We start from the raw sequence: 21,060 nt of genomic DNA, 5'->3' as shown, positions 1-21,060 counted from the left end.
CAGGGTAGAGGGTCAACAGGCGGTGCAAAGATCAGACCAGGCGGGCACGATGGCGCGCCAACTGGGCGCGCACCTGGGCCGGTGCGGTGCCGCCCAGCGTGTTACGCGCGTTCAGCGAGCCGCGCAGGCTCAGGCACTCGTACACATCCTTCTCGATGCCGGGGTGAAAGCCCTGCAGCACGGTCAGGGGCAGCTCCGACAGGTCACACGCATGGGTGGTGGCCGCCTTCACGGCGTGAGCCACCGTCTCGTGCGCATCGCGGAAGGGCAGGCCCTTCTTGACCAGGTAGTCGGCCAGGTCGGTGGCCGTGGCATAGCCCTTGAGTGCGGCCTGCTCCATGGCCTGGGCGTTGACGGTGATGCCGCCCTCTTTCTTGCCCGTGGCGGGGTTCAACTGGCCGCCGACCATCTCGGCGAAGATACGCAGCGTGTCCTTGAGCGTGTCCACGGTGTCGAACAGCGGCTCTTTGTCTTCCTGGTTGTCCTTGTTGTAGGCCAGGGGCTGGCCCTTCATCAGGGTGATCAAGCCCATCAGGTGGCCGACCACGCGGCCCGTCTTGCCGCGCGCGAGTTCGGGCACATCGGGGTTTTTCTTCTGCGGCATGATCGACGAGCCGGTGGTAAAGCGGTCGGCGATCTTGATGAAGCCGAAGTTCTGGCTCATCCAGATGATGAGTTCTTCCGAAAGGCGGCTCACGTGCACCATGCACAGGCTGGCGGCGGCGGTGAATTCGATGGCGAAGTCGCGGTCGCTCACGGCGTCCAGGCTGTTCTGGCACACCACGGGGGACCCGTTCGCATCCACCATGCCCAGCGTCTTGGCCACGCGCTCGCGGTCCAGCGGGTAGGTGGTGCCGGCCAGGGCCGCGCTGCCCAGCGGCAGCACGTTGGTGCGGCGGCGCACGTCGGCCATGCGCTCGGCGTCGCGCTTGAACATCTCCACGTAGGCCAGCATGTGGTGGCCAAAGCTCACCGGCTGCGCTACCTGCAGGTGGGTGAAGCCGGGCAGGATCACCTCGACGTTCTGCTCGGCCACATCGACCAGCGACACCTGCAGCTCTTTGAGCAGGTCGCCGATCAGGTCGATCTCGCCGCGCAGCCACAGGCGCACGTCGGTGGCCACCTGGTCGTTGCGGCTGCGGCCAGTGTGCAGGCGCTTGCCAGCGTCGCCCACCAGCTGCGTCAGGCGGGCTTCGATGTTCAGGTGCACGTCTTCCAGGTCCAGCTTCCACTCGAAGGCGCCGGACTCGATTTCCGACGTGATCTGGGCCATGCCGCGCTGGATGGAGGCGTGGTCGGAAGCAGAGATGATGCCTTGCGCGGCCAGCATTTCGGCGTGCGCCAGGCTGCCTGCAATGTCGGCCTGCCACAGGCGCTTGTCGAAGAAAACGCTGGAGGTGTAGCGCTTGACCAGGTCGCTCATGGGCTCGGAAAACAGCGCCGACCAGGCCTGGGCCTTGGTGTCGAGCTGGTTGTGGGACGGCGCAGAGTCGGCGCTGGTGGCTTGGGCTTTGGACATAAGGAGGGCAATAATCCGGTGGTTCAGACACCCGGACTGTCCGGATGCCGCAATGCAAAACACCCAAATTTTATCGACCCAGCCCCCGCCGCCGGATTCCGCCCTGCCAGACAGGCCAGCGCGCAGCGTGCGGGCCGCTGCGGGCGCCGGGCCGGGCGGGCAGCCGCCACGTGGGCGGGCCCTGGTGTTCGATGCCTGCCAGGTCGGTGTGGTGCTGCGGGCCGTGCTGTTTGTGGAGGTGGTGGTAGGCGTGGGTGCCATGTATGGCGCCAGCAGCCCCGTCGAATGGCTGGCCAGCCTGGCGCTGCTGACCGGCGGCGCGCTGCCGGCCACGCTGGTGTGGCTGATCACGGCCTGCAGCCTCAAGACGGTGCTGCAGCGCCTGTCCACCGCGCAGCAATATGCCGCCGGGGTGCTGCTGGGGGCCGTGGCCGGTGCCTATGCCTGCGCCATGCTGGCGCTGGTGGGCCTGTCGGCATCGCCGCCCTGGCTGGCCAGCGCAGCGACAGGCGCGTTGCTGGCGGCCATGCTGGTGGCTGCGCTGGTGCTGCGCGCCCGGGGCCGCACCCCGGCCGCCACCACCGCGCGCCTGACCGAGCTGCAGTCGCGCATCCGCCCGCATTTTTTGTTCAACACACTCAACAGCGCCATTGCGCTGGTGCGTGAGGAGCCGGCCAAGGCCGAGTCGCTGCTCGAAGACCTGTCGGACCTGTTCCGCGTGGCCCTCATCGAGCAGGGCGAATCGACCACGCTGGCCGAGGAGATCACCCTGGCGCGCCGCTACCTGGGCATTGAGCAGGTGCGCTTTGGCAAGCGCCTGCAGGTGCAATGGAACCTGGACCCACGCACCGACAGCGCGCGCCTGCCGCCGCTGCTGCTGCAGCCGCTGGTGGAAAACGCCGTCAAACATGGCGTGGAGCCCAGCGCCCGGGGCGGCAAGCTGCGCGTGCTGACCGAGCTGCGCGGCACCCGCGTGGTGGTGCGCATCACCAACACCCTGCCCCCCAAAGAGGGCAAAACCGGCAAACACGACGAGCCCAGCACGCGGGGCCATGGCATCGCACTGGCCAACGTGCGCGCGCGGCTGGCCTTGCTGCATGACGTGCAGGGCGAATTCACCGCTGGCGTGCAGGACGGGCTGTACCAGGTGCGCATCACATTGCCCGCCGCCGACCCCACCCCTGCCGCCCGCCCGCGCACGCCCTTGCGCGGGCGTGGCGACCTGCGGGGCGGCTACCGCCGAGGCGCGGTGGCCCCGACCGAACCTACCCCCTCCAAACCCCATGAACATCCTGATCGTTGATGACGAAGCCCTCGCGCGCAGCCGCTTGCGCACCCTGCTGTCCGACTGCTCGGACATCCAGCGCTGCACGGTGGCAGAGGCCTCCAACGCCGCCGAGACCATGGCGCTGCTGGGTCCCACCGGGGGGCGTGGGTACGACCTGGTGCTGCTGGACATCCACATGCCCGGCCAGGACGGCCTGGCACTGGCCCATGCACTGCAGGCCCTGCCCCAGCCCCCGGCCGTGGTGTTTGTGACAGCCCACGCCGACCACGCAGTGAGCGCGTTCGAGCTGGATGCCGTGGACTACCTGACCAAACCCGTGCGCCGTGAGCGCCTGCAGCAGGCCCTGGCCAAGGTGCAGCGCACCAGCCGCCCCGCAGGGCCCAGCGCCGTGCCCAGCCTGCCCGAGGGCGAGACTCTGCTGATCCAGGACCGGGGCCGCACCGAACGCCTGCCGCTGACCGAGGTGCTGTACTTCAAGGCCGAGCAGAAATACGTGACCGTGCGCACCACCACGCGCAGCTACATCATGGACGGCTCGCTGAGCGAGCTGGAAGCCAAGTTTGCACCGCGCTTCCTGCGCATCCACCGCAATGCGCTGGTGGCGCGCCGCGCCGTGCGCGCGCTGGAAAAGCACTACGACCCTGAGGAGGGCGAAGGCTGGGCGGTGCGGCTGCAGGGATCGACCGAGCTGCTGGCGGTGTCGCGGCGGCAGGTGGCGGCCGTGCGCGAGGAGCTGGCGCGCTAGCAGCAGAGGTGCACAGGCCTTTGAGGGCCTTGGAACACCCCTACAGATATTTTTTGAGCCATTTTGGCCGCTAGCGCCAGTTCCATATGCCTGAGCAGCTATCAATGAGATAGCAAATCTCCTGTGACTGCAGGCGGTGCGGCCGCCAGCCGCCCCAGCGCCTCCACGCCCACAGGCGGCTGTGCCAGCCAGGGCAGCACGTAGGTACGCTGCGCCAGGCCGCTGGCGATGCGTGCGGCCTGCTGTTGCTCGCCCGCCAACCGGGCCTGCAGCAAGGGGTCGCTGGTGCCGGTGGCCGCCACGCTTTTGTTGATGACCCAGGCCCAAGGCTCGATGCGGGCGCGGCGCAGGTCGTCCTGCAGCGCGGCGGCTTGGCTCACGGGCGTGACCTCGGGCAGCGTGACGATGACCACATGGGTCATGTCCGCGTCCTGCAGGCGCATCAACGGCGTGATGATGTGCTTGGCGTTGACGTTGCCTTCGTACTGCTGCGTCATCTGCCGGTGGTAGGCGCCGGTGGCGTCCATCAGCAGCAGGCTGTGGCCGGTGGGTGCCGTGTCCAGCACCACAAAGGCGCTGCGCGCCTCGTTCACCACGCGGCTGAAGGCGTGGAACACGGCCACCTCTTCGGTACAGGGGGACTGCAGGTCTTCCAGCAGCAGGGCGCGGCCCGCGTCGTCCAGCGCCTTGCCGCGCGTGGCCATGATCTTGTCGATGTAGGCCTGGGTTTCGGCCTGTGGGTCGATGCGCCCCACTTTCAGCCCCGGCAGGCTGCCATCGAGCTGACTTTGCACATGGGCCGCCGGGTCGGTGGTGGTGAGGTGCACGCTGTGCCCACGCTGCACCAGGCCCACGGCCAGCGCGGCGGCGATGGTGGTCTTGCCCACGCCGCCCTTGCCCATCACCATGATGAGGCCGTGGCCCTTGGCGGCCAGCGCGTCGGCCAGGGCTGCGAGGGGCTCCGCCTGCAACGGCACACCCGCTGCGGCAGCGGGTGCGCGCAACGTCAAATCGCCGCCACCCAGCAAGGCCCGCAGCGCAGGCAGGCCCACGGTGTCAAAGGCGCGCAGCGGCACCTCGTCGCGCGGCAAATGCGCCAGCGCATCGGGCATCTGGTCCATGGCTTCCCGGCCCAGAGCCTCGATGGCGTCGGCCACCGCGTCCTGCCCCGGCTGGCTGGCATGGAACACGCCGTTGATGGCCAGGCGCTGGTTGGCCAGGCCCAGGGCGCGCAGCTCCAGCGCGGTGCGCGCGGCCTCTTGCATGGGTCGGGGGTCGGGGCGGGTGACCAGCACCACGGTGGTCAGGCCCGGGTCGCTCAGCGCGGCCAGGGCGGCGTTGAAGCGGGCCTCCTGCATCTTGAGGCCCGAGTGCGGCCCCAGGCACGAGGCGCCCCGGTCGTTGCCCGCCAGGAATCCGGTCCAGGCCTTGGGCAGGCTCAGCAGACGCAGCGTGTGGCCGGTGGGGGCCGTGTCGAACACCACATGGTCGAACACATGGCCGGTGTCATTGCCCTCGCTGGCCAGCAGCGCGGCAAATTCGTCAAATGCAGCGATCTCGGTGGTGCAGGCGCCCGAGAGTTGCTCGCGCACTGTCGCGCGTTCATCGCTGCTGGCGGTGGCCTCCAGCTGCGCCAGCACACGCTGGCGGTAGGCCTCGGCGGCGGTATCGGGGTCGATGTTGAGCATGTGCAGCCCCGGCACCCCGGGCACGGCCACCGGCTGGTTGGACAGCGGCACGCCCAGCATTTCATCGAGGTTGGAGGCCGCATCGGTGCTGACCAGCAGCACCTGGCGGCCCGCATCTGCCAGGGCAATGGCCGCAGCCGTGGACAGCGATGTCTTGCCCACCCCACCCTTGCCCGTGAAGAACAGGAAACGCGTGGGCTGGGCGAGCAGCCCGAGGGAGATGGGGGTGGCGTGTGGGGCAGTCATGGGCCCAGCATGGCAGAACCGTCCGGCACGGCCTTGAGCCAGGTCAAGTGCTTCAGTGCGCGTGCGCCGCCCCGCTCACCAGCGTGACCACCGCCATGCCGGCAATCAGCCAGGCAATCTGCAACACGGTTTCGCGCGCGGTCAGGCGTTTTTGCAGCTGGGGGATCAGGTCGGCCAGCGCCACGTACACAAAACTGCTCGACGCCACGGCCAGGAAGTACGGCAAAAAGTCTTGCAACTGCCCCACCAGGAAGTAGCCCACCACCCCGCCCAGCGCCGTCACAGCCCCCGCCAGCGACACCTTCACCAGCGCCATGCGGCGGTTGGGGCTGGTCTGGCGCAGCACCACCAGGTCGCCCATGTGGTGCGGCACCTCATGCGCGAGCACCGACACGGCGGCAATCACCCCCAGGCGAATGTCGGCCATGAAGGCCGAGGCAATCAGGATGCCGTCGCCAAAACAATGCACGCTGTCACCCGTGAGCACCGCCCAGCCTCCCGAGCGCGGGCCGTGGTGGTGGTGCGCGTGGCCGTGGTCATGGCCGGTTTCGTGGCCATGGTCATGGTGGGCATGGCTATGGGCAGCGGTCTCTGCGTGGCTGTGCTCATGCCCGTGGTGCCACAGCTCGGCCTTGTCAAGCAGGAAGAAGAACACCACACCCACCAGCAGGGTGGCAAACAGGTCATGGGCGCCCGCCTGGCTCTCGAACGCCTCGGGCAGCAGGTGCATGAAGGCCGTGGCCAGCAAGGCACCCGCGGCCAAGCTGAGCAGGTGCTGCGGCCCCACGCTGTCGCTCCGCCCACCCAGGCCCAGCCGCATGAGCAAGGCGGCCAGCCACACGCTGCCGATACCAGCGGCCAGTGTGGCCAGAATGATTGCTACCAAAGTCATAGCTTGTTGCGCTTTATCTTTAAGCCTTGGCTCATTTTTTATTCAGAATCTGCACGCCCGATGCAAGATGAAAAAAGCCGCCCCGGGTGTGGGGCGGCTGCGGGTGGCCTGGTAGGCCGGGGGTTTGTGCATCAAACCACACCGTGCGTCTTGAACCAGGCCAGCGCACGCTTCCAGCCGTCTTCGGCCGCTTCCTTGCGGTAGCTGGCGCGGTAGTCGGCATGGAAGGCATGCGGTGCATCGGGGTACACCACAAATTCCGACGCCTTGGCCTGTGGCGAGCCACTGGACAAGGCCGCTTTCATCTTATCAACCGTGTCAAGGGGGATACCGGTGTCTTTTTCGCCATACAGGCCCAGCACCGGCGCCTTGAGGATAGGCGCCAGGTCCACAGGGTGCTTGGGGGTGAGCTCGCTCGCTTGCCCCACCAGCCGCCCGTACCATGCCACGCCGGCCTTGACGGGGCCGTGTGCGGCATACAGCCAGGTGATGCGGCCACCCCAGCAAAAGCCGGTGATCCCCACCCGGGCGCCATCGCCCCCGTTGGCTGCGGCCCATGCCACAGCGCCGTCCAGGTCGGCCATCACCTGGGCGTCGGGCACCTTGGACACCACTTCAGCCATCAGCTTGGCAATGTCGGTATAGGTGGTGGCATCGCCCTGGCGCGCGTACAGCTGTGGAGCAATGGCCAGGTAACCCGCCTTGGCAAAGCGGCGGCAGGTGTCGGCGATGTATTCGTGCACGCCAAAAATTTCCTGGATCACCAGCACCACGGGCAGGCCGGTCTTGCCAGCCGGTGCTGCGCGGTAGGCCGGCACCTTGAAGCCATTGACCGTGAAGCTCACTTCCCCCACCGTCAGGCCGTCTGCCGGCGTGGCAATGGCCGTCTGCGCCATGATGGGGGCGGCCGCCGCCGCATAACCCAGGCCCAGCGCTGCCTGCAGCGCAGTGCGGCGCGTGGCGCCCGCTTCAGTGGTGCGGCCCGGCAACAGCGCCTGGGCGTCGGCATGGAGGTCGTCATTGAACATCGGTTTTCTCCAAAAAAAGGGGGGATGGGCCACGGCGTGGAAACTGCCAGCCCCGGAGTCTATGGGGTTTGCACCGCCTCCGCATTTTCGGATACCGAAAAACGGGGAGCACTGCTAGACTTTCCGCGAGCATCGTCGCCGTGGGCATGCGCCACCAACCCGCTACCGCGCAAACGCCTGCTCGCCCGCCCACATTTGCTTTTTTCTTTCTTCATCCACCCGCCCACCTCCCGCAGACCACCCGCACCGGCCCGAGCGCATGCCCCCTCATCCCACACCACTCCCCCTGCGCGGACAGCTGCTGGTCCGACTGGTGGTCGGGATTTGCGGCGCGGGGGGCTTGGGGTTGCTGACCTGGGCGCTGGCCCGCCAAAGCATGGACCCGGCCATGCGACTGGCCAGCGCGGGTGCCGGGCTGGCGCTGGTGGCCAGTGCGGTGCTGTGCTGGTGGCTGAGCCTCCGGTTGCTGGCGATGCATGCCACCGCCATGGCCGCCCAGGATGCTGCGCAGCGGGCCACCAACCAGTTGTGCGCCACGCTGGACATCCTGCCCGACGGGCTGGCCATCTACGACGCTGACGACCGCTTGGTGCTGTGCAATCCCCGGTACCGGGAAGTCAGCCCCGGCACCACCATGGCCGTCGATTACGGCACCCGCTTTGAAGACGTGCTGCGCCGCGCTGCCGAATCCGGCCACATCGTGGCTGCGCGACAGGACACCAATGCCTGGCTGGCCGACCGCATGGCCCGCCATCGCTCGCCCGGCCAGCCCGAGGTGCAGGAGGTCGAGGGCGACCGCTGGATGCTCATCACCGAGCGCCTGCAAGAGGGGGGCGGCATGGTGGTGCTGCGCGCCGACATCACGGACGCAGTGCACAAGGAACGCGCACTCAAGCAGGCCCTGCACGACGCCGAACGTGCCGAACGCAGCCTGCGCGAGGCCGTCAATGCCATGCCCGCCGGGCTGGACATCTATGACGAGCAAGACCGGCTGGTGCTGTGCAATGACCAGATGGCGCGCCTGCGTCCGCACCTGCCCGTGGCAGAGTCCCTGGGCAAGACGTATGAGGAACTGCTGCGCGAGGGCCTGCGCTACGGCATCCCCGAGGAGGCCAAGGACCAGGAAGAGCTCTGGCTGGCGCATGAGCTGGCCATCCGGGGCCATCGGCCCGGCCCCGAAGTGCGCCACTACCCCAACGGCACGTGGATGCACATGCACGAATGCCGCACCCCGTCCGGCATGACGGTGTGCGTGCGCCTGGACATCAGCGACCTGATCGAACAGCGCCAGAAGGTCGAGACCGCCCGACAGGAAAGCCAGCGCATGCGCCAGCTGCTGGAGCGCGCGGTGGAGGCCCTGCCCGTGGGCATCGAGATCTTCGACGAGCAGGACCGGCTGGTGCTCTACAACCAGCAGCTGTCCCGCATGTATCCGTACATCAACTATGCGGACCACCTGGGCAAGGGTTTTGTGGACATCCTGCGTTATTCGGTCTCGCGCGGCCTGATCCCTTCGGCCAAGGGGCGCGAGGAGGCATGGATCGCAGAGCGCCTGTCAGAGCACGGCAGCAGCACATCCACCCTGGTGCAGCGTCTGAGCGATGGCCGCTGGATCAACATCTACGAAACCCGCACCCCCGAGAACTACGTCGTGGCCGTGCGGCTGGACATCACCAACCTCATCGAGCAGCGCCAGGCCCTGGAGGCCGCGCAGCAGGCGGCGCAGCAGGCCCGCCAGCTGCTGCAGGACGCCGTGGAGTCCCTGCCAGAAGGTTTTGCCCTGTTCGATGCAGAAGACAAGCTGGTGGTGTGCAACGCACAGTACCGGCGCCTGTACCCCATCTCGGCCCCCATGATCGTGCCCGGCAGCACGTTTGAACAGATCGCGCGCTACGGCGCCGAGCGCGGCCAGTACCCCGACGCGATTGGCAACGAAGAGGCCTGGCTCGCCCAGCGCATGGCCGACCACCGCGCGGCCAACCATGCCGTGCTGCAGCGCCTGCCCGAGGGCCGTTGGCTGCAGGCCGACGAGCGGCGCACCCCCCAGGGCGGCATCGCCGGTGTGCGCACCGACGTGACCCAACTGGTGCGCAAGGAACAGGAACTGGCCGCCGCCAACGCCAAGCTGGCCCTTCTGTCCACCACCGATGGTGTGACGGGCATTGGCAACCGCCGGCGCTTTGACGAGCGGCTGGCCACCGAATGGATGCGCTGCGGGCGGCACCAGCTGCCGCTGGCCGTGATCCTGATCGATATCGACCACTTCAAGCTCTACAACGACCACTACGGCCATCTGGCCGGTGACGAATGTCTGCGCCGCGTGGCGCAGCTACTGCAGGGCACCATCCGCCGGGCCGACGAGGTGGCCGCACGCTACGGCGGCGAGGAGTTTGTGCTGCTGCTGCCCGATGTGCCCCTGCCCGAGGCAGTGACGGTGGCAGAGCGCTGCATGGCCAGCCTGCGCGAGGCGGCCCTGGCCCACCCCCGCTCCCCCACGGCGCCCTACATCACGCTCAGCATGGGCATTGCCAGCCTGGTGCCACGCCCCGGCACCAGTTCTGACACACTCGTGCACGCGGCCGATGCGGCTCTGTACCGCGCCAAGTACGGCGGCCGCAACCGCTTCGAGGTCTTCACGCCTGCGCAGTGACGGTGTTGCCCTGCGGGGGTGGCGACGGCCTGAGCAGGTCCGCGCCGGGCCTTCCGGTTTTTGCACGCTTCACCTTCTTTGCAGGACGACGCTGATGAACATTTTGCTCACCGGCTCCACCGGTTTTGTGGGCCGCACCGTGGCTTCCGCACTCACCCGTGCAGGACACCAGGTGCACGGCGGCGTATCACCCCGGCACCAGTCACACGGCGCCTTGCAGGTGCCCATGGACTTTGCGCGCGACACCTCGGCCCAGGCCTGGCTGCCGCGCCTGGCGGGTATCGATGCCGTGGTGAATGCTGTGGGGGTGCTGCGCGACAGCCGTGCGCGCCCCATCGACGCCGTGCACCAGCACACGCCCGTCGCGCTGTTTGATGCGTGCGCCCAGGCGGGTGTGCGGCGCGTGGTGCACATCTCGGCCCTAGGCATTGAAGGCAGTGCCACCCGCTATGCCACCACCAAGCGCGCGGCAGACACGCACCTGCTGGCGTTGACCAAACAAGGTGCATTGCACCCCGCCATCCTGCGCCCCAGTGTGGTGTTTGGCAAAGGCGGCGACAGCAGTGCGCTGTTCATGAACCTGGCGCGCCTGCCAGTAGCGCTGTTCCCCGGCCCCATGCTCACGGCGCGGGTGCAGCCCGTGTCGGTGCACGATCTGGCCGCCGCCATCGTTGCACTGCTGGGGCCCGCCATCTCCACCCAGGGCATCGTCGAGTGCGCTGGGACAGAGGCCCTGACCATGGACGATTTCATTGCCAGCTTGCGCCAGCAACTGGGCCATGGCAAAGCCCATGTGCTGCGCCTGCCCGACCCGCTCACCCAGCTGAGCGCCCGCCTCGGCGACGCAGTGCCCAGCGTGCCCTGGTGCACCGAAACCCTCACCATGCTGGGCAGCGACAACGTGGGCAACCCTGACGTTTTTGAGCAGCTGCTGGGCCGCAAGGCGGTGCATTACAGCCAGCTGGTGGCGACCGCCTGGCGCTGACGCGCACCGTCTGTGCCCTCGTCACTGGGGCACGAAGTCCGACGGATACCGCAGCGAATCCACCAGCAGGTGCGACATGCGCATGCCCAGATTGATGCCATGTGGAGGAATGGGCTGGGTGAACCACTTGTCGTACAGGCGGTGCAGCTCCCGCGTCTGGATGAGCCGCCGCAGCTCCGCATCGACCACAGCCTTGAGCGCAGGGTCGTTGCGCTCGAACGCTACCGCATAGGGTTCGATGGTCATGGGCTTGCCAATCACCTTCAGGTCTTGCGGGCGGGCGTGGCTGGCACGCAGGCCATAGAGCAGCACATCGTCCATCGCAAAGCCGTCCACCCTGCCATCCACCACCCAGCCAAAGCCCTCGGCATGGTCACGGGCGGGCTCGATGCGCAGGCGCACTGATTTGTTGGCAGCCTCGCGCGCCAGCGAATCGATGTTGGTGGTGCCCACCGTCGAAGCCACGGTCTTGCCGTCCAGGTCTTCGATACGCTCGAAGGGGCGCTGGCTTTGCACCACGATGCGTGATGACGCAATGAAGTGCGCAATGGTGAAAGCCACCCGCTGCCTGCGCGCAGCCGTGTTAGTGGTGGAGCCGCATTCCAGGTCCACATCGCCGCGCTCGATGGCCTCAAAGCGGTTGCCCGACGTGACCTGACGGTAGTCCACCTGCAGATCGCGCCGCTGCAGATAGCGACCGATGGCCTGTGCGATCTGCAGGCACACGTCCACGCTGTAGCCCACGGGCACCCCATTGGCCACATAGGACATCGGCAGAGAAGATTCGCGGTGGCCGATGACCACTCTTCCCGTGGCCTGGATGCGCTGCAGCGTCTGACCCGGAGGCTCCGCTGTGCGCGCCAAGGCGGGGCTTGGCACTTCCGTCTTCGCAGAGGTCGATAGGCCCGCAGCGGTCCCCGTGTTCTGCGCGATGACTCCCGCCGTCGCACACGCAGCGCAGGCAGCAGCCAGCGCACGCACCATCCCAAACCTCGCGGGGTTCGCTTCACATGTCATGGCTTGCCTCTTCGAAGTTTTCGTGATGCCGCCTGGGCAATGGCCTGTGCGCTGGCTGGCGTACCAGGGCGCAGCGGCACCAGGGCTCTACAGCGCTATACCGCAGCCCGCGAAGCTGAAGGCCCAGTGGGGGGCGGGGCTTCCATGCCCGTGTTTCCGTACGCATGCCGCGCCAAGGCAGCCGCCAACACCATGGACGGGTTGACCAGCGTCAGCCCCTCCAGCCGGGGGTGCTCTGACAGTGCGAGTGGAATTTCTGTGCAGCCCATGATGAGCGTGGAGACCCCATAGCGCTGCTGCAGCACCAGCGACACGGACTCGAACCGCTGGCGGGCCAGCGCGTAGTTGCCGGCCTTCACGCCGTCGTAGATGCCCTGCATCAGCTGATCGCGCTCACGGGGTTCGGGCACAAAGCAGTCGATGTCGCGGTGCTCCAGTTCGCGCTGGTACAAGCCCGCCTCGTAGGCACCCTGCGTGGCAAGCAGGCCCACGCCATGCACCTTGTGCAGCGCCAGGTCTGCAGCGACCTCTTGCACACCGTGCAGCACCATCAACTGCGGAAAGCGCTGCTGCAGCAGGCCATGCCAGGCATGGGCCGTGTTGCAGGCGATGGCCACCACGCGCGCGCCCAGGGCCGCCAGGCGGCCCGTGGCCTGCAGCATCGGGTCTGCGGGCTGGTGGGCCCCGGGGCGGGTGTCGTGCAAGGCCGCCGTGCGGTCGGGAATGGGCACCTGCGCCAGCCAATGCTCAGGGTAAGCCTGGTCGTGCACAGGGATGCCCAGCGCCGCCATCCGGTCGGTGCAGGCCTGCACAAACAGGCGCACGAAGTCGGCACCCGCAGCAGGCCCCATGCCACCCAGAATGCCCACCACCTGCGGGGCCGGAGGGTGCGGGGTGGACGGCAACATGCTCACACCCATCACAGCGCAGGCTTGTCGCTCTGGGCCACCAGGTTGTCGCGCAGCTCCTTGCTCATGGGCAGGTTGAGGTTCTGGCCGCGCGGGGGCACTGGCGACATGAACCACTTGGTGTAGAGCTTGTCGAACTCGCCCGACTTCATCATCCCGCCGATCACGCCGTTAACCAGCGTCTGGAACTGCGGGTCGTCCTTGCGCAGCATGCAGGCATAGGGTTCGACCTGCAGCGAGTCGCCCACCACCACCCAGTCGGCCGGGTTGCGCGTGTTGCCCATCAGTCCAAACAGCAGGATGTCGTCCATGGCGAAGGCCTCTGCACGGCCGGTGTCCACCAGCAGCAGCGAGTCCTCGTGGTCCTTGCCCAGCACGATGTCCATGTCCAGGTTGTTGTCGCGGTTGTACTTGCGGATCACCTGCGCGTTGGTGGTGCCCGAGGTGCTGGCCACTTTTTTCTTGGCGAGGTCGGCGTAGTTCTTGACGCCCGAGGCCTTCTTGGTCAGCAGCCGGGTGCCGGTGTAGAAATAGTTGATGGCAAATTGCACGTCCTTGCCGCGCGCCGTGTTGTTGGTGGTCGACCCGCACTCCAGGTCCACAGTGCCGTTGGTCAGCAGCGGAATGCGGTTTTGCGAAGTCACGGCCTGCAGCTCCACCTTGATGGCAGGGTTGTTCAATCGTTTCTTCACCGCGTCGACCACAGCGTTGGAGATGTCCACCGACATGCCCACCGGGTTGCCCGGGCCCGCCAGATAGCTGAAGGGCACCGACGACTCGCGGTAGGCCAGCGTGATCTTGCCGGAGTCGGCAATCTTCTTGAGGGTGTCGGCACTGGCCACGGTACTGGCCAGCACACCGGCGACCACGAGGACAGCAGCGGTGACAGCGGAGAGCTTCATGGGAATCCCTTTGCAAAAAATCAGGTGAACAGACGGACAGACAAAAATTCAAGACGCAGGGGCACTGTAAAAATTCGCGGCGGTCTTGAACAATTCATTTGCGCGGGTCCACCATGATGAAAAGTTATGGCTCTTTTTCGGTGCACCTCCGCGCACCATCGTGGATCGTCCTGCCTTCTTTGCGGCCCTTGCACCCCGGTGCCCCCACCCCTCTCCCGCCGGCCCATCCTGAAAACACCAGGTGCTAACCAGTGCATAACTTCCTGGCATGGCAAGGCACTGCTTTGGCATTGTTCAGCAGGTGCACTGCCGCCTACATTCGTTGTCATCTCCTCCAACCGTTTCACTCTCTCCGATGCAGGTATGTGTATTGGGCGCAGGCATCGTCGGCCTGGCCACGGCGTATGAACTTCAACAGCGCGGCCTGCAGGTCACGGTCATCGATCAGGCGCAGCCCGGCACGGGCGCCAGCGGTGGCAACGGCGCGCAACTGAGCTACAGCTATGTACAACCGCTGGCGGACGCCAGCATCTGGCGGCAGCTGCCACGGTTGCTGCTCTCGCCCACCTCCCCACTCAAGCTGCGCCTGCATTGGGACACCCACCAGTGGCGCTGGGGGCTGGAGTTTCTGCGCGCCTGCAACCGGCAGACTTCCGAACGCAGCACCGCACAACTGCTGGCCCTGGCCGCCCTGAGCCGCCATCATTTGGAAACCATGCTGCAGGCAGAGTCTCTGGACTGCAATTTCTCCAGCACCGGCAAGCTGGTGCTGTACGACACCGCAGCCGGCCTGGCCGCTGCCCAACGCCAGATGGACCTGCAGCGCCAGTGGGGCAGCGAACAGCAGGCGGTTTCGGCCCAGCGTTGCGTGGAGCTTGAGCCCGCGCTGCAGCACTACCAGCCGCGCATTGCCGGAGCCATCTATACCCCCAGTGAATGCGCTGCCGACTGCCTCCAGGTCTGTCAAGGCTTGCAGGCCGTGCTGGCCGCACGGGGGGCGCGCTTCATGCTGGGCGCCACGGTCCAAGGCTTTGTGCACGAGGGATCCCGCATTGCTGCGGTGCAGACCAGTGCAGGAGCCATCGAGGCGCAACAGTTTGTGCTGGCCCTGGGCAGCCGCAGCCACCAGGCGGCGCAGACGCTGGGGTTGCGCTTGCCGGTATACCCCCTCAAGGGCTACAGCATCACGCTCGATACCACCCCCGCACCATCGGCAGCGCCTCGCGTCAATGTGACCGATGCTGCACGCAAGGTGGTGTTTGCGCGCATCGGCCAGCGCCTGCGGGTGGCGGGCATGGCCGAACTGGTGGGGCACGATGCACGCATACCTGCCGCGCGCATCCAGAGCCTGTGCGATGCCACCCGCACCGTTTTTCCGACATGCCATCAAGGCGGAGAGCTGCATGCCTGGACCGGCATGCGCCCCGCCACGCCCACCGGGCTGCCGATCGTAGGCCGTTGGGTGGGGGCACCGGACAACTTGCTGCTCAACACAGGCCATGGCTCTTTGGGGTTCACGCTGGCGTTTGGCACGGCGGCGCAGGTGGCCGAGCTGCTGGCACCCGCCTGACCCTCCCGCACTCCCACGCTCCGCAGCCGCACAAGGCACCACCCGCCTCGGCAGGTGGCGCGTTCACTCCACCTCGGGCTGAAGGCCCACCGCTTCCAGCGTCTCTGCCACCGCCTGGCGCATGCATTGCGTCATGGCACTGGCCAGCAGTGAGCTGGGACGGTTGACGGTGCGCAGCGACTTGATGGGCACGGCAATATGCGGCGCCAGCGCCAGCACATCCACCTTGCTGCGGTCGGCCGATGCCGCCGTGCAGGCGTCCACCAGCGCCACCGCGTGACCATGGTGCGCCAGCGCCAGCGCCGCATGGTAGGTCTGCACCGTGAATGCCGTCTGCAGGCCCACGCCCGCCTCGCGGCACGCGTGGTTGACCACCGTGCCGATGGGGTCGCGCACATCCAGGCGCACCACCGGCGTGTCTGCCAGGTCGGCCAGATGCACCACACCGGCCGCCACCAGCGCAGCGCCCAGCATGCCCTTGGGCGCCACACACACCATGCGCCCATCGGCCAGATGCTCCTGCGTGAGCGCGGGGTGGGCGATGGCGCTGAACACAAAGCCCACATCCGCCTCCTGCAGCACCAGGGCCGAGACGATCTGGGGCGAGTGTAGCGCGTCGATGGTCACCTGCACATCCGGGTGCTTTTTCCTGAAAAAACGCAACGCACGCGGCAGCACCTCGTAGCTCAGCGCCAGCACGCTGAGGATATGCAACTCACCCTCACGCCGGTCGCTCTTGAGGCTGTTGGCCAGGCGCTGCACATCATCGAGCTGGGTGAACAGGCGCTCGATGTGCGGGTACAGGGTCTGTGCCTCGGTGGTGGGTACCAGCTTGCCCTTGAGCCGGTGGAACAACGGAAAGCCCAGCTGCAATTCAGCATGCGCCAGGATGCGGCTGACCGCAGGCTGCGTGACGTTGATGAGGCGGGCCGCCGCGCTCACGCTGCCGGTGAGCATGACGGCGTTGAAGACTTCTATGTGGCGAAGGCGCATAAGCTGACGATGCAAGGAATGGGCCGCAAGCGCAATCCTTGCATGTACCCATTGCGAAATCGCGCACTCAAACCGCGCGCCTCGCACGCGCTTGCAGCTAAAGCGACATCGACGGCCGCAGCGCCATGGCCGCACGCCAGCGCAGCAAGTGCGGGTGCTGCTCGCCGGGCTTGTGCCGGACCACACGCGCAAAGTCCACCGCCACCACCGCCGTGATGTCGGCCACGCTGAAGCGGTCAGTGGCAATGAATTCGCGGTCCGCGAGGCGCTCGTTGAGCAGCTGAAAGAACTGCCCCACACGCACCAGTCCACGCTCAGCCAGGGCCGGGATTTGCGGGTAGTCCACCGCGCCGGGCAATGCCCGGTTGGCCATGGCGGGCGCGCTGTTGCGCAGCGCCTCGGCAATGGCCTGCAGGCCCTCGAACTCCATGCGCCAGTTCCAGCTCGCAATCTCGGCCTTTTCTGCAGGCGTCTCGCCCAGCAGTGCAGGCTGCGGGTGGCGCGCTTCGAGATACGCCGTGATCGCCGCGTTGTCGGTCAGCAGCAGACCTTCTTCGCTGCGCAACGCGGGCACCGTGCACTGCGGGTTGATCTGGCGATACGCCTCGCCCAGTTGCTCGCCATTGCGCAGGTCCACCTGCACGGTGTCGTGGGCCACACCCTTTTCTGCCAGCAGGATGCGCGCACGGCGCGGGCTGGGCGCCGTGGCGCAGTCATACAAAGTGATCATGGTGACGCCTTGCAAAAACACTCAGCGTGCGGGGGAAGAAGCTGCTGCTGCCGCCGCCTCGATCTTGTCCTGCGTCTTCGTGTCAAAGTCGCTCGCGTCATGCCGCTCGCGCAACTGGCTGGCCAGATCGCCCTGCACGCGGTTCACCTTGCGCCCCCGCTGCACTGCCGGGCGCTTGGCAATCTGCTCGGCCCAGCGCACCACATGCGTGTATTCGTGCACCTGCAAAAACTCGCCCGCGTTGTAGGCCTGCCCTTTCACCAACAAGCCATACCAGGGCCAGATCGCGATGTCCGCCACCGTGTACTCATCGCCCGCCACGTACTCGGTCACGGCCAGGCGCTGGTTCAGCACATCCAGCTGGCGCTTGGCCTCCATCGCGTAGCGGTCAATCGCGTACTCGATCTTGACCGGCGCATAGGCATAAAAATGACCAAACCCGCCGCCCACGAAAGGTGCACTGCCCATCTGCCAGAACAGCCATGACAGGCACTCGGCGCGGGCCGCGCCGTCTTTGGGCAAGAAGGCGCTGCCGAACTTCTCGGCCAGGTACATCAGGATGGCGCCGGACTCGAACACCCGCACCGGGTTGGCAGGGTCGGTACGGTCCAGCAGCGCGGGGATCTTGGAATTAGGGTTCACAGACACGAAGCCGCTGCCAAACTGCTCGCCCTCGTTGATCCGAATCAGCCACGCGTCGTACTCCGCCCCGCTATGGCCCAGCGCCAGCAACTCTTCCAGCATCACCGTCACCTTCACACCATTGGGTGTGCCCAGCGAATACAGCTGCAGCGGGTGACGGCCTACGGGCAACTCTTTGTCGTGCGTAGCCCCGGCAACAGGCCGGTTGATGCTGGCGAACTGGCCGCCGTTTTCTTTGTTCCATTGCCAGATAGCTGGGGGGGTGTAGGAGGTAGATGTAGACATAAGGGCTCCGGGCCAATCGATGGAAGCTAGCGGATTCTCTAGCGGTTGCCGAATGAGTCTAGCGATGAGGGAGATTCAACGCAGAGCTGAGGCAAATGTCCTTCTGAAAACTAGTTATGCGAGCTAGGAGTCTGCGCCACTCAACACACATTTTTAAGGGCCTCGCAATAGTCATAGATTTTTTTGCAGGAGGTCGACTTGCACCATGGGCCAGGAAATTTAGGTCATCCGTTGCCGAAACCGACGGCCACCTGTCACAACTCCCTTTTCACATCATCCAACCCATTAGCATAGAGAAGTAGGCACAAATCAGTGGGATAGACAGCGACCAATCTAAACCTCTTGGGCAAGCCCCAACAGAGACCAACTAGTAGATAAAACGGGTGTAGCAAACATGGCTGGTTCAAGAAGGTTCGTCAAAGTGTTTCTTGCCTCCCCAGGCGATCTGTCTGAAGAACGCAAGATTGCGAAAACAGTCGTTGAAGATTTCAATAGTCAACTGGCAAAAGCTCTGGGGTATCAGATTGAGTTGGTCGGCTGGGAGGACACACTGCCAGGTGTCGGTCGACCTCAAGCGATCATCAATCGCGACCTTGACGGATGCGATCTTTTTGTTGGCATGCTTTGGAAGCGCTGGGGTACGCCGCCAGGCACCGAAGCCTATACGTCCGGCTTCGAGGAAGAGTTTCAGCGGTCAATGACACGAAACTCAAAGGAAGGGCGACCTCAAATACACCTGCTGCTGAAAGATCTTGACGCCGCGTCGCTCGCTGACCCCGGGGATCACCTCAAGAAAGTGATCGAATTCAAAAAGCATGTTTTTGCCGAGAGAAAGCTACTGGCAGGAACCTTCTCTGACACTCGGGACTTCGAAAGCAAGTTCCGCAAGTGCATTCAGGGATATGTCATCGAGCTTACGGACAAAGACAACACATCGGAATCCGAGAAAGATAAAGCACCAGCTTTAGAGGCTGAAACCCTACCTTCAAGTGAACCAGGTCCAACGACCCCGTTGTCGGTTGAGGGTGCCAAGTTTCTGCGAACTTTTTTACACACGGCTGAGAAAGCATCCGAGGAACATCCCCTCGCCGCCGACGACGTTGCGCGTTTCAGATTACTTTCAAGCATAGCGGCTGTCCACGGCAACGATCAGCAATCGCTGGGCTCTCACGACGCGAATCTCCTTTACAAAGCGCGAAACAAGTTCAGGTTTGGCAGACGCGAAATCAATGGACTCATTGACGATGGGTTCGCCCATCTCCAACATGAGAACGTTCCACTCTGGCACTGGATTGCTGCCGTCGACGGTTTCAAAGACAACATATTGCCCATCTGGTCTGTTGTCGGTACAGCCGAACGCCGAATCGGCGCTCTCAAAGCAATGCGACTGATATCGGAACCGATATTTGAGAAAGAGCAAATTGGCCGCCAGACGCTTGTTTCGCTGTGGTTTGTCAAAGACGTAGATACCGCTGTGCGCTTGGCTGCTTTGGAATATCTGAGTGAATGCGGCCAGCAGGCTGACCTACCTTTAATCAAAAAAGAGTTTGACCGCAATGAGACACCGACAAGCAGTGCAGCGGCTAACGCCATCATCTGCATAACACTACGTGACGATCGCCGCGCTGCTTTAGAAGCGCTTTATGCAATGCAGCCCAGCATCGTGGAGCAAGAGCTGCTGAATGCACTGTTCTGCAACGATACGGAATTCGAAAATGAAATTCTGGCTCGCGGCCTTAATCACAGCAGTGCATTGGTAAGAACAAAAGTAGTCAAGCTTCTGAGAAAACGGCATGCGCTCGCATTCAGCGTCGCCGAATCACTCTTGAACGATAGTTCTGCAGAGGTGCGCTTTGAAGCACTGCAGGCACTAGTCTCAGGAGGGAGAAATTACTCAATCGACCAAGCAAAAGACGTCCTAGTACGCAAAGGGCGAGCCACGACAGCAAGTGGATTTCTCGCAATGAGTCAGACAGATCGAGATGGCGAGGCCATGCTGGAGCGCTACGCCGAACAGCACTTTGACAGTTTGCCCAGTTCGGAACTCGAAGAAAAAGCCACACGAGCCATCTTTGACCAAAATGCTTACTTCGCGTTAGTCCGTCGAGACATTAGGCTACGTGGCGACGACTTACGTAAGGCCGTTGACAACGATTTTGTAGACCGTTTTGAGCTCCTACTCCAGGAGATGGCTAACCAATATGGGACTCAGACGGATCTGATCGAAAAAACCCGCTCACTTGCTCAATATTTGCGCAGCAAATTTACGCGTGAAGGTCTAGACATCATCTGCGGCAGACTAGATCCGACCGACCTACCACTTGTTCGATCCAAGTTGGAGAGCAATCACATGAGCCACTCAGCCGAAGATCTTCGATATCTGGCGAAGTTTGGCCAATGGCGTGATATCCCCCTGGTGATTGCATCAATTGAACGGCCTGATAACGGTCGGAAGTACACGTCGTTATTTTCGACGGTGAGTAGCACCAAATATGTCGATGCAGCGCATACGCTCCTTGCGCTCGGCAAGCACAGGCTTGCTGATCTTCTGGCCACCCCCATGCCTGCAAATCTGTTGGCACACATCATCCTTTTTATGCCCGCCAAAGCCTTTCACGGACTGGACGAATCGGTTATCCATTCCCTCATACAGTCAGAGGACGAAAACGTTCGGAAGTGGGCGGCACTCAAGTTTGTTCGAGCATTTCCACGACGTAAGGTGAAACAGTTGCTTGACAACTACTTGGCTGCCAATCAGTTCTATTACAACGTTATACATTGGCTCGACTTCGGCTTATCCGCCCCCAGAGACAGAGTGCTGCGCGCGGCACTGAAATTAATGACAGAGGCAAAACCATAGGTTGAGCTGGGGTGCAACACCTAGTTTTCAGAGGGCACACGCAGGCAGCGCCTGAGAGATTGTGCGGTGTAGTCTGTCCCACATGTAGCTCTCGAAGCCCAGCACATAAAGC

At 64.7% G+C, this 21,060-nt stretch carries 16 protein-coding genes; 6 read left to right on the top strand and 10 right to left on the bottom strand.

What is annotated here, in order from left to right; all coding sequences use genetic code 11:
* Window positions 1–31: 31 nt before the first annotated feature.
* On the bottom strand, window positions 32–1,519 hold the full coding sequence (gene argH, locus ASD75_RS19960) for an argininosuccinate lyase (RefSeq protein WP_056747514.1): 1,488 nt from the start codon (window positions 1,517–1,519) through the stop codon (window positions 32–34).
* Between the two features lie 52 nt (window positions 1,520–1,571).
* Here argH and ASD75_RS19955 point away from each other — a divergent pair, with 52 nt between their 5' ends.
* The gene (locus tag ASD75_RS19955) at window positions 1,572–2,822 is read left to right on the top strand and encodes a sensor histidine kinase (RefSeq protein WP_056061180.1); all 1,251 of its coding nucleotides are present in this window, start codon (window positions 1,572–1,574) and stop codon (window positions 2,820–2,822) included.
* A complete protein-coding gene (locus tag ASD75_RS19950; RefSeq protein ID WP_056061176.1) occupies window positions 2,803–3,552 on the top strand; it encodes a LytTR family DNA-binding domain-containing protein in 750 nt (249 codons plus the stop codon). Before ASD75_RS19955 ends, ASD75_RS19950 begins: the two co-directional genes overlap by 20 nt.
* Window positions 3,553–3,653: 101 nt before the next feature.
* Here ASD75_RS19950 and arsA read toward each other — a convergent pair whose 3' ends face one another.
* The 3 genes from arsA to ASD75_RS19935 form a co-directional block, all read right to left on the bottom strand.
* Complete coding sequence (gene arsA, locus ASD75_RS19945; RefSeq protein WP_056747513.1) at window positions 3,654–5,486, bottom strand: arsenical pump-driving ATPase; 1,833 nt, start codon at window positions 5,484–5,486, stop codon at window positions 3,654–3,656.
* A 52-nt stretch (window positions 5,487–5,538) separates the two neighbouring features.
* Window positions 5,539–6,378 (bottom strand): ZIP family metal transporter, encoded by an 840-nt coding sequence (locus ASD75_RS19940; RefSeq protein WP_056747512.1) that lies wholly within the window; start codon window positions 6,376–6,378, stop codon window positions 5,539–5,541.
* 131 nt (window positions 6,379–6,509) lie between these two features.
* The gene (locus ASD75_RS19935) at window positions 6,510–7,406 is read right to left on the bottom strand and encodes a dienelactone hydrolase family protein (RefSeq protein ID WP_056061167.1); all 897 of its coding nucleotides are present in this window, start codon (window positions 7,404–7,406) and stop codon (window positions 6,510–6,512) included.
* 259 nt (window positions 7,407–7,665) lie between these two features.
* Between ASD75_RS19935 and ASD75_RS19930 the strand changes: the two genes are divergently transcribed.
* Together ASD75_RS19930 and ASD75_RS19925 are read left to right on the top strand one after the other, a co-directional pair.
* On the top strand, window positions 7,666–10,056 hold the full coding sequence (locus tag ASD75_RS19930) for a GGDEF domain-containing protein (RefSeq protein WP_056747511.1): 2,391 nt from the start codon (window positions 7,666–7,668) through the stop codon (window positions 10,054–10,056).
* Window positions 10,057–10,150: 94 nt separating this feature from the next.
* Window positions 10,151–11,041, top strand: a complete 891-nt coding sequence (locus ASD75_RS19925) for an NAD-dependent epimerase/dehydratase family protein (RefSeq protein WP_056747510.1) — start codon at window positions 10,151–10,153, stop codon at window positions 11,039–11,041.
* A 21-nt stretch (window positions 11,042–11,062) separates the two neighbouring features.
* Here the strand turns inward: ASD75_RS19925 and ASD75_RS19920 are convergent, their stop codons facing one another.
* The 3 genes from ASD75_RS19920 to ASD75_RS19910 form a co-directional block, all read right to left on the bottom strand.
* Window positions 11,063–11,905 carry an amino acid ABC transporter substrate-binding protein gene (locus tag ASD75_RS19920; protein WP_235511663.1) on the bottom strand — a complete coding sequence of 281 codons (843 nt, stop codon included), beginning with the start codon at window positions 11,903–11,905 and terminating at the stop codon, window positions 11,063–11,065.
* A gap of 248 nt (window positions 11,906–12,153) precedes the next feature.
* On the bottom strand, window positions 12,154–12,966 hold the full coding sequence (locus ASD75_RS19915; protein ID WP_056747753.1) for an aspartate/glutamate racemase family protein: 813 nt from the start codon (window positions 12,964–12,966) through the stop codon (window positions 12,154–12,156).
* A gap of 11 nt (window positions 12,967–12,977) precedes the next feature.
* Window positions 12,978–13,868: an amino acid ABC transporter substrate-binding protein gene (locus tag ASD75_RS19910; RefSeq protein WP_056061154.1), complete on the bottom strand. Its 891-nt coding sequence runs from the start codon at window positions 13,866–13,868 to the stop codon at window positions 12,978–12,980.
* A gap of 355 nt (window positions 13,869–14,223) precedes the next feature.
* Here ASD75_RS19910 and ASD75_RS19905 point away from each other — a divergent pair, with 355 nt between their 5' ends.
* Window positions 14,224–15,438, top strand: coding sequence for a D-amino acid dehydrogenase (locus ASD75_RS19905; RefSeq protein WP_056747508.1), 1,215 nt, complete (start codon window positions 14,224–14,226; stop codon window positions 15,436–15,438).
* Between the two features lie 63 nt (window positions 15,439–15,501).
* Here ASD75_RS19905 and ASD75_RS19900 read toward each other — a convergent pair whose 3' ends face one another.
* From ASD75_RS19900 to yghU, 3 genes are all read right to left on the bottom strand, one after another.
* Window positions 15,502–16,431 carry a LysR family transcriptional regulator gene (locus ASD75_RS19900; RefSeq protein ID WP_056747507.1) on the bottom strand — a complete coding sequence of 310 codons (930 nt, stop codon included), beginning with the start codon at window positions 16,429–16,431 and terminating at the stop codon, window positions 15,502–15,504.
* Window positions 16,432–16,528: 97 nt separating this feature from the next.
* Window positions 16,529–17,161 (bottom strand): glutathione S-transferase family protein, encoded by a 633-nt coding sequence (locus ASD75_RS19895; RefSeq protein ID WP_056747752.1) that lies wholly within the window; start codon window positions 17,159–17,161, stop codon window positions 16,529–16,531.
* 21 nt (window positions 17,162–17,182) lie between these two features.
* Window positions 17,183–18,088: a glutathione-dependent disulfide-bond oxidoreductase gene (yghU, locus tag ASD75_RS19890; protein WP_056747506.1), complete on the bottom strand. Its 906-nt coding sequence runs from the start codon at window positions 18,086–18,088 to the stop codon at window positions 17,183–17,185.
* Between the two features lie 421 nt (window positions 18,089–18,509).
* Here yghU and ASD75_RS23510 point away from each other — a divergent pair, with 421 nt between their 5' ends.
* Window positions 18,510–20,948, top strand: coding sequence for a DUF4062 domain-containing protein (locus tag ASD75_RS23510; RefSeq protein ID WP_162251102.1), 2,439 nt, complete (start codon window positions 18,510–18,512; stop codon window positions 20,946–20,948).
* The last annotated feature ends 112 nt before the right edge of the window (window positions 20,949–21,060 follow it).

The sequence above is a fragment of the Acidovorax sp. Root568 genome (genome assembly GCF_001427445.1).
Taxonomy (GTDB): Bacteria; Pseudomonadota; Gammaproteobacteria; order Burkholderiales; family Burkholderiaceae_C; genus Acidovorax; species Acidovorax delafieldii.
The sequence above is the reverse complement of the archived record's forward strand: the minus strand, read 5'-3'. Positions and strand labels throughout refer to the sequence as shown.

Coding starts and splice junctions, on each gene's coding strand:
- argH (WP_056747514.1), bottom strand. CDS start 1,519: ATGTCCAAAGCCCAAGCCACCAGCGCCGACTCTGCGCCGTCCCACAAC.
- ASD75_RS19955 (WP_056061180.1), top strand. CDS start 1,572: ATGCAAAACACCCAAATTTTATCGACCCAGCCCCCGCCGCCGGATTCC.
- ASD75_RS19950 (WP_056061176.1), top strand. CDS start 2,803: ATGAACATCCTGATCGTTGATGACGAAGCCCTCGCGCGCAGCCGCTTG.
- arsA (WP_056747513.1), bottom strand. CDS start 5,486: ATGACTGCCCCACACGCCACCCCCATCTCCCTCGGGCTGCTCGCCCAG.
- ASD75_RS19940 (WP_056747512.1), bottom strand. CDS start 6,378: ATGACTTTGGTAGCAATCATTCTGGCCACACTGGCCGCTGGTATCGGC.
- ASD75_RS19935 (WP_056061167.1), bottom strand. CDS start 7,406: ATGTTCAATGACGACCTCCATGCCGACGCCCAGGCGCTGTTGCCGGGC.
- ASD75_RS19930 (WP_056747511.1), top strand. CDS start 7,666: ATGCCCCCTCATCCCACACCACTCCCCCTGCGCGGACAGCTGCTGGTC.
- ASD75_RS19925 (WP_056747510.1), top strand. CDS start 10,151: ATGAACATTTTGCTCACCGGCTCCACCGGTTTTGTGGGCCGCACCGTG.
- ASD75_RS19915 (WP_056747753.1), bottom strand. CDS start 12,966: ATGTTGCCGTCCACCCCGCACCCTCCGGCCCCGCAGGTGGTGGGCATT.
- ASD75_RS19910 (WP_056061154.1), bottom strand. CDS start 13,868: ATGAAGCTCTCCGCTGTCACCGCTGCTGTCCTCGTGGTCGCCGGTGTG.
- ASD75_RS19905 (WP_056747508.1), top strand. CDS start 14,224: ATGCAGGTATGTGTATTGGGCGCAGGCATCGTCGGCCTGGCCACGGCG.
- ASD75_RS19900 (WP_056747507.1), bottom strand. CDS start 16,431: ATGCGCCTTCGCCACATAGAAGTCTTCAACGCCGTCATGCTCACCGGC.
- ASD75_RS19895 (WP_056747752.1), bottom strand. CDS start 17,161: ATGATCACTTTGTATGACTGCGCCACGGCGCCCAGCCCGCGCCGTGCG.
- yghU (WP_056747506.1), bottom strand. CDS start 18,088: ATGTCTACATCTACCTCCTACACCCCCCCAGCTATCTGGCAATGGAAC.